The organism is Anabaena sp. EIM26 (genome assembly GCF_057568715.1).
The window spans coordinates 3,827,039-3,839,953 of record NZ_CM172472.1; the positions used below are offsets into that span (position 1 = coordinate 3,827,039).

The window sequence follows — 12,915 nt, forward strand, 5'->3', positions numbered from 1 at the left end:
AGATATTAAGCAAACACTTTGTTATTAAGCAATAAATTATTTTCAGCAAATAATTACAATTAGGCAAATTTATCGTTTTTTATAAATATGAATTATTTCCATAGCTTGAAACTTAAAAAATCTTATTTAATCCTATTCATAATTTGGCTATTAGCATTAGTTATAGATAGAGCTTGGTTTTTCTTAGATGATTCTATTCCTGCCCACGATCAAAGCGCACATTTAACAGGAGCATTAAGTCATTATCGTCTTTTTGAAAATTTTAATCTCTTCTCAGGTGATTGGTGGTTATCTCTATGGAAATTAACTCCTAGTTATCGCGCTCCATTTGTATATATTTGCACAGTACCCTTTTTGTTTCTCTTTGGCAAGGGATACGACCAATCTAGTTTAGTGAACTTATTATATACAGCTATAATTATTCTGTCAGTATATCATCTAGGGAAATATTTATTTAACAATCACCAAATTGGAATCACAGCCAGCATCTTTTGTGTACTGTTTCCGATTTTGGGAATTGTGAGAACAGATTATTTATTAGATTATGGTTTAACAGCAGTTGTCATCTTCACATTTACCATTCTAAGCATTTGGAAAGATAGTTATACTGGTTTTGTATCATGGTTATTAACTATTAGCTTGGGATTAGGCATAGGGTTAATAATGTTAGCAAAACCCACCGGATTTCTTTTTATCTTTATCCCTGGTATATGGACATTAATTATCTTCATTAAAAATCGCAAATTTATTAAACTATTTCAATCAGCCTTATCTCTATTTTTTGCTTGGCTAATTTGTGGTTCTTGGTATAGTGTAAATTGGTTAACAATTATCACTTCTGCCTTACACGCTAATAGTGTGGGAAAAAGAGAAGGTGATCCTGCTGCTAACACTATTGCTGGATGGTTATTTTATCCCCAACTTTTACCCGAAACTGTTGGTTTTCCTATATTGTGTGTGAGTTTAGGGATTTTATTAGTTTATCTGATTAAAAGTAAATTTTCTCAAGATGCAATTAAAAATAGTTTAGGAAATTCTGGCTTCAATTGGTTATTAATTTTCCTAGTCAGCAGTTATATACTTTGTTCTCTGGGTACAAATAAAGATATTAGATTTATTCTCCCTTGTTTTCCTGTTACTAGTTTAATTTTAGCTCACTTTTTCCATCTAATAGAAAATAGCAAGTTTGATAAATTGAGGTTAGTAACGTTAGGATTAAGTGTCATAGTTTTACTGAACAACTTGTTTCCTTTACCCCTAATACAATCATGGGGAGGAAAGCATTTACCCAATGATGATGCTAAAAAGTATCCCCTTTCTCAACTGATAAATGAAATTAACCAAACAACTCCTTATTTACGCTCAACTTTAGGAATAATTCCGGTTTCATCATCGCAAATAAACGAGTTTACCTTAGACTATTTTGGTAAATTAGCAGACTTTCGTGTACATGGGAGAAAATCAACTACCAAATTAGCTGATATCAACCAAGATTTACAGTATTTTTCTTGGTATATTACCAGGCAAAATGAACCATATCCGGCAGATGAAAAAGGAGAAGTTAAACGCAAATTAACATCTTTAGTCGAATCTTCTCCTGATTTAAAACTACAGGCTGATTGGGAATTACCAAACAATGATAAATTACGATTATACCATCGTAAAAATCCGGTTGTAGTCATTGAAAAATTAAATTCTAGTGCTGAACCAGTTACTCTAGAACAAGTTAAAATTTCTGGTCAATTAATTAAAGAAAAAAATAACCCTGTAACTTATCAAATTACAGGTAGATGGGATAAATTACAAAATGGTTTGTTACTTTTAAAATGGCAAAATCAGCAAGGGTCATGGTACCATGATCATGCCATCGGTTTGGGACATTTATACTGTGGTTTGAAATGTCATCCCCAAGGAAATTTTCGAGTAATTGAGAATTTATCTACCTTTATACCCAAAACGCTACCTGTAGGCAAATATCAACTTTCTGCTTTCTATTTAGATAGAAGAAATAGCCAAATCACTCCTTTAAATATTCAAGATGTAACGGTAAATGTGATAGATAAAGGAAACATCGAAAAATCTCCACCTTTAGATTTAGTTTCTCGCCTCTCACAATTAGCACCAGAATTACAGAATGGTAAATTAGAAAATATATTTAAACAGATAGATAATTTTAATCAATATGATCCCACCCACGATTATTTAAAACAAACTGAATTTATAGCTAATTATTACCTGCAAAATCAACCAAATAATCTTAATTGGCGTTACACTCTAGCTTTATCACAACTTTTACAGCGTAAAGCACCAGAATTAATCCAGAATTTAACAGAATTAACCAAATATGATGCTCAAAATCCTTACATATGGACTTATTTAGCCGTTGTTCATCTATATAGCTTTCAACCAAGATTAGCTGAAAAACCATTAGCTATAGCCGAAAAAATTAAACCAGATATACCTGAATTAAAAACATTAAAAACCGTCACTAATATCATGAAATTTTTACCATTAATCAATTTTTAAATATGAGGAATAACCGCTGGTTGTTAGGTTTATTATTTACATCTTTATGCCTGTGGCTAATATTTTTAGGAAACTCACCTTTAAGAGATTGGGATGAAGGTACTATAGCCCAAGTTGCCCGTGAAATTTGGCGTAACTCAGCGGATAAAATGGTTTGGCTTTATCCAACTTTAGGAGGTGAACCATATCATAATAAACCGCCTTTAATACACTGGTTAATTGCTGTTTCTTATTCTTTAGGAGGTGTAAATGAATGGACAACTCGCTTACCAAGCGCGGTATTAACTGCATTGGGTGTACCTTTACTTTACTCATTAGGAAATTTAGTTTTTAACCAAAGTTTACCAGCATTATTTTCTGCTTTAGTTTATATGACCATGTTACCTGTAGTGCGTCATGGCAGACTAGCAATGTTAGATGGTGCAGTTATTACATTTTTTTTATTGTTATTATTTTGTATTTTAAAATCCCGTCAGCAGAGAATTTATGCTTTAGGAATTGGCTTAAGTTTAGGATTAATTACTCTGACTAAGGGCATGATAGTTTTGCTATTGGGGGGAATTGCAGGTTTATTTATCCTGGCGAATAAACAGTTTTATTTATTTAAAAGTTTATATTTATGGATAGGAATATTATTCGGTAATGCTTTACCTATTGCTTGGTATATTGCCCAATGGCGGCATTATGGTGAGGATTTTTTACAAATAAATTTTCAATCACAAACTTTCGCGCGACTAGTGGAATCTGTAGAAGATCATAGTGGTCCTGTTTGGTTCTATTTAATAGAAATACTTAAATATGGTTTTCCCTGGGTGTTATTTTTGCCGGGTGGGTTATATTTAGCTTGGAGAAAACGCCATACTACTTGGGGTTGTTTGATTATTCTTAGCACAGTGATTTACTTCGGAACTATCTCATTCATGAGTACAAAACTTCCCTGGTATGTAATGCCTATATATCCATTTTTAGCTTTAGCAATTGGTGTTAATTTGAGCGAAATTTGGCAGGAAGGAAACTTTAATGTCAAATTTCTGGGAGGATTTTTTACTTTTTTAACTGTTGCTGGTTTAGCAGGTTGTGCTTATTTTAGTTTTGCAGATCCACAACCTGCATTAATTATCATGAGTGTTGTTTTATCACTTAGCATGAGTATTACTACATGGTTAGTTATCAAACGAAATCGTAATTTTATCCCTGTTTTATTTTCGGGAATGTATTTAGTTTTATTGCTTTTAATGACTTCCCATTCATGGATTTGGGAGTTAAACGAAGCTTTCCCAGTTAAACCAGTAGCGGCATTAATTCGTCAACATATTCCAGCAGGAAAAACTATTTATACTTCTTTTGCTTATAATCGTCCTAGTTTAGATTTTTATTGTGATTGTAAGGTGATTGCTGTTCCTAATTCCGTATTACAGGAAATGTGGGCTAATAAATTTTATTTGTTGATGGATAATAATACTTTAGAAAAAATGAATTTAAATCAGAGTAAAATTATAGGAGAAGCCCAAGGATTTACATTAATTTCACCATTAATTTAATTTAACGTGAGTTCGACATAAGATAATTTGTGGAAAACATCATATGAAATTATCATCCCCACAATTGCACAAACAAAAAATGCACCATAGATAATTAGATAAGGTGTAATCGCTGAAGGGAATTGGCTTTTTTCATATTATAAAAAATTGTTTAATTATCTTAAATTCATGTATTTTCAATCTCGAATCAATACAAATGCACAAAACTTATATTTTGGGTATTCATGTTTCAGCTTTAATTATCGCAACAGATGATTATTGGAGATGAACCAGAATTTTTCAATAATCGGACAGATACAATTACAAATCCCCAAGTAATTATTGAAGTTTTATCTAAATCTACTAAAGGTTATGACAGAGAAGATAAATTTACAGCTTACAGAACAATTCCCAGTTTCCAAGAATATTTATTAATTGATCAAAACCGCATTCATGTAGAACAATTTTATAAAACTGGAAAAAAAGATGGAATTTGTGCGAGTACGATGAAGAAGATAAAATAATATCTCTTGTAACTGTACCTTTTGAAATTTATTTACAGGATTTATATAATAAAGTAAAATTTGAAGTTGTAGAATATGAACCAAAAAATAATAGTTAAATTTCGTCAGATTATTAATATAATCCCATTAAAATAACAAATGAATCGCCGATTTACACTAGATCACCTATTATTAGGTATTCTAATTATTGTCGCATTAATTCTGCGTGTTGGGATGGCTTTAAAATTCCCCAATATTTTTTGGGCTGATGAAATTTTCCAATCTCTAGAACCTGCACACAGATTAGCTTTCGGTAATGGTATTGTCACCTGGGAATTTAGAGACGGTATTCGTTCATGGGTATTACCAGGGATTTTAGCCGGTATTATGCGTTTGACTGCGTGGATGGGAAAAGGTTCTACTGGATACCTAATAGGAATTAATATCTTTTTGTCTATACTTTCGCTGAGTAATATCTTAGTGGCATATTTATGGGGAAAAAAAATAGGAGGAACAAATACAGCTTTTATTTGTGCTGCTATTTGTACTATCTGGTTTGAACTTATCTACTTTTCACCTAAAGCTTTTACGGAAGTTGTAGCTACTCATTTCCTATTACCTGGCGTTTATTTAGGAGTTCAAAAACCAATATCTCCGACTAGAAATAGCCTATTTTTATCTGGATGTTTATTAGGAATATCTCTAGCATTAAGAATTCATTTTATTCCAGCCATAGTATTTGCTGTCATCTACATTTGTAGAAAAAATTGGAGAGCAAAATGGTTGCCAATGATGGTAGGTATCATTGCCCCCATCCTCATTTTTGGAACTGTAGATGCTTTTACTTGGTCTTATCCTTTTCAATCTTTTTGGTTAAATATTTGGGTAAATATCGTCGAAGGGAGAAGTAAACTTTATGGAATTTCCCCTTGGTATGAATATTTTATTTTCTTACTTAAAAGTTGGTCTTGGTTATCCCTACCTATTATTATACTAGCTCTGATAGGTTCACGTCGTAGTCCTATTTTGGTGTGGTTAGTATTAATTATTATCTTGTCTCATAGTTTGTTAGCTCATAAAGAATATCGTTTTATTTATCCAGTATTGCCAATGGTAATGATATTAGCAGGAATGGGAACAGGTGAATTAGTTTTAAATTTATCACACCGATGGGTTTCACATAAAAAAAAATTAATTGCAATATTACTCTGTCTTTCACTTTGGACTTCCATTTCTATCGCTCTCCTCAGCCGATTTAATATTTATAATTCTTTGAATTTTTCTACTTTTGGTACTAATTTAGAAAATACACACTTGTTTGCTACAACTAATAATTTACTAGCTTTACAAAGTTTAAGTACAGAAAATACTGTGTGTGGTCTTGGTCTTTGGGGTATTCATTGGGCTTTATCAGGAGGGTATACCTATTTTCATCGAGATGTTCCTATATATCCAGTTGATAAAGCAGCAGATTTTGAACAGCTAAAACCTGGCTTTAATTATATTGTTGCCAATCTTTCTATCCCATCTCAATATCAAAACTATACTTTGCAGAAATGTTGGCAAGGAACTTGTGTTTATAAGCGGCCAGGTTCTTGTCGCCAGATTATAGATCGTGATATCAATTATGTTCTGAAAAAATCGGGCAATTAGTAGCCTAAGCAATTTATATTTAAAATTACCGTTAATTATTAAATAATTGTGAAAGCTATTACTCTACTTGGTTCTACTGGCTCCATTGGTACTCAAACCTTAGATATCGTTTCTGAACACCCAGATAAGTTTCGCATAGTTGGACTAGCTGCTGGGCGGAATGTGGACTTATTCGCGGCACAAATTCGCCAATTTCGCCCCCAAATCGCTGCAATTTCCGCTGCTGAGAAATTACCGGAACTCAAAGAAGCTATCAAAGACTTAAATCCCCAACCCATTTTACTTGCTGGTGAAGCAGGAGTGATAGAAGTTGCTCGTTATGGTGATGCCCAAACGGTGGTTACTGGTATTGTTGGTTGTGCTGGGTTATTACCGACTATTGCGGCTATTGAAGCGGGTAAGGATATTGCTCTAGCAAACAAAGAAACCCTGATTGCTGGCGCTCCTGTGGTTTTACCATTGGTGGAAAAATATGGTGTGAAACTATTACCAGCCGATTCTGAGCATTCTGCTATTTTTCAATGTCTGCAAGGTGTTCCTAAAGATGGTTTAAGAAAGATATTACTGACGGCTTCCGGTGGTGCTTTTCGAGACTGGCCTGTGGAAAAGTTAGCAGAGGTAAAAGTTGCTGATGCTCTTAAACATCCTAACTGGTCAATGGGTCGAAAAATCACTGTAGATTCGGCAACTTTGATGAATAAAGGTTTGGAGGTAATTGAGGCTCATTATTTATTTGGAGTAGATTACGACAACATCGAAATTGTCATTCATCCTCAAAGTATTATTCACTCTTTAATTGAGTTACAAGATACTTCGGTTTTAGCTCAACTGGGTTGGCCAGATATGCGTTTACCTCTGCTTTATGCTTTATCTTGGCCTGAGCGAATTTACACTAATTGGGAAAGATTGAATTTGGTAAAATCTGGTGATTTAACTTTCCGTGAACCAGATCATCAAAAGTATCCTTGTATGCGGTTGGCTTATGCTGCTGGCAGGGCTGGTGGTTCTATGCCTGCGGTATTAAATGCGGCTAATGAGCAAGTTGTGGCACTATTTTTAGAAGAGAAAATTCAATTTTTGGATATTCCTAAGTGTATCGAATGGGTGTGCGATCGCCATCAACATGATAACAAACAAAATCCCTCTTTAGATGATATTTTGGCAGCAGATAAATGGGCTAGAAAAGAAGTTATAAATGCGTCTGAAAAGTTAGCAATTCAGCCCCAAATAATTTCTCTGCACTAAAGATTAAAATAGTCCTACACTAATCTGATCTGGTGAGGTGTAGGATTATGTCTTATTTATTTTCTTGGACATCTATTTTTGCACAAAACTCTATAAATTCTTGAAAACTTTGCAAGTGATCTGAATTTGTTTTAATTCTGGCTAATAATTGTTCAAGATAAAATTTTTCTTGTACTTCTTTTGGTCTAGATTTACTATAGGATAAATTACGTTCTTTAAAAATTTCTCTCAGATAACCTTCGTGAAATAAAGCTTTGGTTTTATATCCAAAAATTTCCTTTGTATTTTCTTCGTCTTGTTCAAACTCACTAGATAAATCTTCGGGATTACTTTGACTGACATCAAAATATTTGATGTATTGCTTCAAAAGTTCATTATTTTGTGGATTTCTGACAAAGAAATTTCTATTTCCTAAAATCAGGTTTTCATAAAGTAATGATGGTTTTTCTTTTTCATCTTGATCGTCAAAAATTAATTCATCTGCTTCAGTATAAATAGTATCAAACCTACCTTCCCAAACAAATTCATTACCATTTACAGTAGAGAATCTTATTTTCCATTCAAAGCCATTTATTGATCCTCCATTTACAATGCGTTTTAAATCAAGAATTGCACGTAATATTTGGGTTTTACCAGCACCAGAAACGCCTACTAAAAGAGTTAAATTTGATGAAAAATCAACTTCATCAAAATCCCAACCTAAAAAATTATTCTTGAGTCTCAGTGAAATAATTTTCATGATTTTTAAAAGTTTTGATTTTTGTGTTTAACTTAAAATAAAAGTTTAATGAAATTTTTATGAATCAACCACATTTTCTCAACATTTTCGCCTATAATAAATAGCTTAATTTAACAGTATTGATTTTCAAGGATGTAATATTATGATCATTACTTTATTAGTTGCTTGGATAATATTTGTTATACTTTGGAAATTAGTAAAAACCACTATCAAAACTGCTGTTACTTTTGCAGCGATAGTGGTTTTATTATACTTTGGTTTTGGGATTACACCGCAAGATATTTTGTCTAAAATATCTGATTTTATGCAAAATATTTCTCAAATTTCTGTACGTAATTAATTCTGGTTCAGAAGAATTAATTTTAGGACTTACGCACTAAGCTGTTGTGCATTTAATTTGTATAAGTCTGGCGGGCAAGATGCTCACCCCACAGGATTTAAGCATTTTAGGATTATCCAATCTAGGTGCGTAACAGCTTAGACAAATTGAACATGATATGAATCAACGATAATTAGTTATTACAAGCTTTTGGGAGAACAAATTAGTAAGGTGCGTCAGATGTAGGAAATCTGTTAATTGTGCCAAATTATCGAGTCTGACGCACCCTACAAGAGGCTGAAACCCATACTTTATATTTGGTGTGTTCTGCCAATGCGTAAGTCCTAGATTTTTAATTTTTAATTGATTATTTGTGTGATGCGGAAATTTTAGCTAAAGCGTCTTTAAACGCAGGAGGTAGCTGACGCATAATTTTACCTTTTTGACGGTCTAATGCAACTAATGTCACTTGGGCAGTAACATATAATTGTTGCTCATCTGTTGAAACAATTCTATAATCCCAATTAATGCGGACACCAGTTACCTCTGCCATACGGGTTTTGATCAGCGCCATCATCCCTAATTGAAGTGATCGATGATAGCGAATTGACAATTCTACAACTGGCAAGTCACAACCTAGAGCTACTAAATCAGCAAATTCGATACCTATGGAGCGCAAACATTCTACTCGCGCTTCTTCCATCCAAGTGAGGTAATTACCATGCCAAACTATGCCTGCATAATCGGTGTGGTGAGGTTGCACTCTGACAGGATATTCAAACCAATTATCAAATTCTGCTTTTGTCAGCCTGTCAATGGCGCTAGTTGGTGGCAGTTGTGGTTGGTTTGGTTTTTCTTCAGTCATCTTAGAATCTTTTGAGTAAAGGTTTTAAGTCTTACCCATCAGATTTTAACAGACGCTGAAAAACACTTGATAAAACGTTAAAAATAAGGTCTATTGACGGTAATGGTGAGTAGGTAATAGGCGTTTAAAGAAAACTAACTCGCTATTACCGTTTTCCCAGTTACCGAAAAGCAAGGTCATATTTAGGATCATTTTGGGCGATTTAGCTCTTCTTGGCAAGGGTTTTATGACCTGTAGAAGTTGGGATAGATTGCTTGATTAGATTAGCTAATTCCTGTAATTGGCTAATTGCTTCAGCGCCTTCTAATTTCATTAATTCGCGGTCATCTCGCATTTCAGTCCAAGTAATTCCGTAATCTGATACTAGAAAGCGAATCAGATGGTTGTCGCCTAAGCTAACCATAAAGGACGCGCTGTTCATTTGGTCGCCACATGTATAGCAGGAAGCAGGATAGCCGCTTCGTTCTAGTACTGTTGCCAAGGCTTGCAGGTTCATTACCAAGTCTTGAACAAATTGTCTATGTTGATGGGCCAGTCTCAAAAACACTTTTTTCCTCCAGACACCACAGTAATTTGTGTCACTTTTATATTTTCTTTAGATTTTTCCATCCTTTGGTATTGTAAACTATTCATTACAATTCCTAAAAGATAGTTAATTCTGTAATTGGCTTCCTTGCTTAGGGTAGTAGATAACGATTTTGTATGTCGTATCAAACTATTCAATTTGCAAGATATATATCTGAGACATGACTACTAAAATTAACATTGTCTTTAGATGTTTAGGTCAACTTGACTTTGCGTTTTAATAAATCAGCTTTCAGCCTAACTCAAATCTGGTGCTAGTCAACTAGCGAAAAGTCGTAAATTACACTTCTATAAACAGTATATAGCCGAATTAGGGGTATTTATTTACTCTATCGCCACTTTTCGTCTTTTTCTTGTCTTCTCTATTTTAATGAGTTTATTATGGGTCTTATTCAGCTTTAGGGCTGTGATAGGTGTAAATTGTACTTGGGCTGCTTTTGAGAGATATGTTGATTTTACCTTTTTAAGTCAGCGATTGGGAGGTTTAAGCCAGAGGATTAACTACAGGGTTCTGGTAAAAAACTCTGCTTTTCCTACTGAATTGTCAAGCCAGAAAACTTACAATCTACAGACTTAACTCTGACTATAGCTAAACTTGGATCTGTGTTTTCGCCATTTAGGCAATAGTTTTGATTTGTTGAAGTTATCTAAATAACGCTGTATGGGATAGATGCATTGTGGTTAAGACTTCGTTTATAATCTCTCCCTATAGCGATCGCACTCACGGGTTTGTTGAAAATCTTAACAGAGACTTCAGTGTAGGCTTTAGGGTGGTAAACATATCCAAGTCTACCGAATGTCTTAAGATCAGCAAAGCCTATTTACATTAACTATATTAGCTCATACAATTTGGTGACTCTGGCAAGAGTTATAGATATCCAAGTTCAGAGACTAGGGAAAATGAGGGGTAATCTATCCATCCTTCCCATTTTTCCTGCTTCTCTGAACTCGGTTGTTTTCTGAACTGGCTTAAAATTCTACTTGCCACCAACCAAAAGCTGGGCCGATAAAGCGGATGGTGATCCAGGCTGCAACCATCAGAAAAATGCCTATCCACGCACCTTGAGTAGTCAAATTTACAAATTGTTCTGCTTGAGATTTAGTGATGGGAACCCACGGTAGAATGCGAGTATCTTGACCGTATTGTTCTCCCAGTGTGGTTTTACGACGTTTTGCTTCACCCATAATAGTAATTCTAAATTCAACTTAGATTCTTAGTATATGTTCGCAGGAATCATGGCTTTTGTGGAGAGATGAGGTTTCACATCTCAACATAAATTGATGATATAGCAATCTTAAATCTGATGTGAAGAATTTATTTACCCCTAAGCAGAATTTTCCTGATCAGGTGTAGAAAACAAGCTGGGATCAAGATAGTTCAAGCGTGCTAGAGGGCTGAGGGCGGTGAGGACTTGAGATCCGTAACTGCGGTTAACGACACGACTATCCAGTAAAGCCACGATACCTTGATTTTCGCGCACGGGTGCGATCGCTCTTTGCAATTCATTCAAAGCAGTGGGCAATAAGTATAACCGAAACCAATCTTGGTGCGATCGCTTGTAATGAGCTACCCTACCAGCCACCAAAGGATTTTCTAAAGATGGTAAAGGTAAAGTGGCAATTACCAACAATCGTGGTGCTGGTAAAACACCTTGATGCGATCGCCAATATTCCCAACCTGTCACCAAAATCCCATTTTCATCCAAACAAGTTTTTTCCACCTGCACCCGCGAACCAAACTCCGAAGCCAAAATAGCTCCAACTCTTGCTTTGAGTGGCACATCACCCACTAACACCACCGTCATCCCTGGTGCAGTAGCACTCAAACAAACCAGAGTACGGACTTTGTGAATAAAAGCTGCTTGAAATTCCGGTGTATTCGGTAGAGGCAACTTATAGGGTACATAAAGTTGAATTGCATCACCTTGACTATCCGCAGAAAACTTCAAACAAGTCACATCATCCAACCCCAAACGCTGACGGAATAAGGGAGCCTCAGTATCTGGTTCTAAGGCGCTACCAACTAAAACCACAGGTTGCCGTTGCCAAATTGGAGCCAGGATTTTGTCTAATTCAATTGGTGCATAGTGTAAAGAAAATAACCCTTGACGACGGTTAATAGTAGACCAAAAGAGGGCAGGATAGGAAGGATCATCCTCAAGGTTTTGGAATTGCTGCCAGAAAAATTTCCAACCATCTGGGAGACTATCTTTTTTATCTAAGGCCAAAAATAAACCTTGTAAAATTTCCCTTTCTGGCTGGGAAATTAGATAACATTCATAGGGATTTTCTGGATGCTGAAATAATTCATGTGTCAGTTGTACCCTCGCTTCCCGAATTACTTCCAGATGGTGGGGACAAGCCAGCATGAGTTGATCCCAATCATGAGATTGAATATTGTGAGTTAGCTGATCACGCACCCAATCTTCTAAATCGTCAACTCCATCAATAATTGTGGGAATATTGGGAGGAAATTGATTTGTGCTGACCAACTGCGCTTTTAACCAAGCCTCAGGTGAGGTCAATAACAAACCGTGGAAATCCGAACCAGGCCAAGCATCACCTGTTCTAATGGGTTTATTAGCTGATAACCATTGCTGTAACCGGGGAATTTCTATTTTCAGCAACCGTTGCTGCACAGCTTCCGGGGCCACAATAATTACAGGGCCAGGCCACATCAAGGCAGATGCGATAAAACTAGTGCGATATCGCCCTTGATAACCACAAACCGCCCCTACTTGAATTAAGGCACTACGTCCCAAACGCAAAGCCCGTGCCACCAATCTGGCCATCGTTAAGTGATGGGGCCAGGAAGGGAACCCCGCCTGCGATCGCAGGAAGTTATGTAGTGATAAATGAACTTCTGCCTCAATCACACGCTTTTCATCCCATAACAAGTGACTTTTTCCGAACTGCCTCATCTCTATTATGTTGTCATTAGTCAGTGGTGATTGGTAATG

The 12,915-nt window shown here is 35.4% G+C and carries 10 protein-coding genes and 1 pseudogene; 6 read left to right on the forward strand and 5 right to left on the reverse strand.

Annotation, left to right across the window (positions count from 1 at the left end; all coding sequences use genetic code 11):
- Positions 1–87: 87 nt before the first annotated feature.
- The 5 genes and pseudogenes from AC012T_RS16620 (at position 88) to dxr (ending at position 7,447) form a co-directional block, all read left to right on the forward strand.
- Complete coding sequence (locus AC012T_RS16620; protein WP_487059880.1) at positions 88–2,526, forward strand: hypothetical protein; 2,439 nt, start codon at positions 88–90, stop codon at positions 2,524–2,526.
- A 2-nt stretch (positions 2,527–2,528) separates the two neighbouring features.
- Positions 2,529–4,067 carry an ArnT family glycosyltransferase gene (locus AC012T_RS16625; RefSeq protein WP_487059881.1) on the forward strand — a complete coding sequence of 513 codons (1,539 nt, stop codon included), beginning with the start codon at positions 2,529–2,531 and terminating at the stop codon, positions 4,065–4,067.
- Between the two features lie 251 nt (positions 4,068–4,318).
- A pseudogene (locus AC012T_RS16630) lies at positions 4,319–4,668 on the forward strand (Uma2 family endonuclease); the annotation flags it as partial.
- A 40-nt stretch (positions 4,669–4,708) separates the two neighbouring features.
- Positions 4,709–6,202, forward strand: coding sequence for a glycosyltransferase family protein (locus AC012T_RS16635; protein ID WP_487059882.1), 1,494 nt, complete (start codon positions 4,709–4,711; stop codon positions 6,200–6,202).
- Positions 6,203–6,250: 48 nt separating this feature from the next.
- A complete protein-coding gene (dxr, locus tag AC012T_RS16640) occupies positions 6,251–7,447 on the forward strand; it encodes a 1-deoxy-D-xylulose-5-phosphate reductoisomerase (RefSeq protein WP_487059883.1) in 1,197 nt (398 codons plus the stop codon).
- Positions 7,448–7,499: 52 nt separating this feature from the next.
- Here the strand turns inward: dxr and AC012T_RS16645 are convergent, their stop codons facing one another.
- The gene (locus tag AC012T_RS16645) at positions 7,500–8,186 is read right to left on the reverse strand and encodes an ATP-binding protein (RefSeq protein WP_487059884.1); all 687 of its coding nucleotides are present in this window, start codon (positions 8,184–8,186) and stop codon (positions 7,500–7,502) included.
- Between the two features lie 142 nt (positions 8,187–8,328).
- On the opposite strand from AC012T_RS16645, the gene AC012T_RS16650 reads away from it, so the two are divergent.
- Complete coding sequence (locus AC012T_RS16650; protein ID WP_487059885.1) at positions 8,329–8,526, forward strand: hypothetical protein; 198 nt, start codon at positions 8,329–8,331, stop codon at positions 8,524–8,526.
- A gap of 346 nt (positions 8,527–8,872) precedes the next feature.
- On the opposite strand, the gene AC012T_RS16655 is transcribed toward AC012T_RS16650, so the two are convergent.
- The 4 genes from AC012T_RS16655 to AC012T_RS16670 form a co-directional block, all read right to left on the reverse strand.
- Positions 8,873–9,370: an acyl-CoA thioesterase gene (locus AC012T_RS16655; RefSeq protein WP_487059886.1), complete on the reverse strand. Its 498-nt coding sequence runs from the start codon at positions 9,368–9,370 to the stop codon at positions 8,873–8,875.
- A gap of 202 nt (positions 9,371–9,572) precedes the next feature.
- Positions 9,573–9,917: a DUF1815 family protein gene (locus tag AC012T_RS16660; RefSeq protein ID WP_015214590.1), complete on the reverse strand. Its 345-nt coding sequence runs from the start codon at positions 9,915–9,917 to the stop codon at positions 9,573–9,575.
- Positions 9,918–10,924: 1,007 nt separating this feature from the next.
- Positions 10,925–11,140: a DUF2839 domain-containing protein gene (locus AC012T_RS16665; protein WP_487059887.1), complete on the reverse strand. Its 216-nt coding sequence runs from the start codon at positions 11,138–11,140 to the stop codon at positions 10,925–10,927.
- A 140-nt stretch (positions 11,141–11,280) separates the two neighbouring features.
- The gene (locus AC012T_RS16670) at positions 11,281–12,831 is read right to left on the reverse strand and encodes a helicase C-terminal domain-containing protein (protein WP_487066636.1); all 1,551 of its coding nucleotides are present in this window, start codon (positions 12,829–12,831) and stop codon (positions 11,281–11,283) included.
- Between the last annotated feature and the right edge of the window lie 84 nt (positions 12,832–12,915).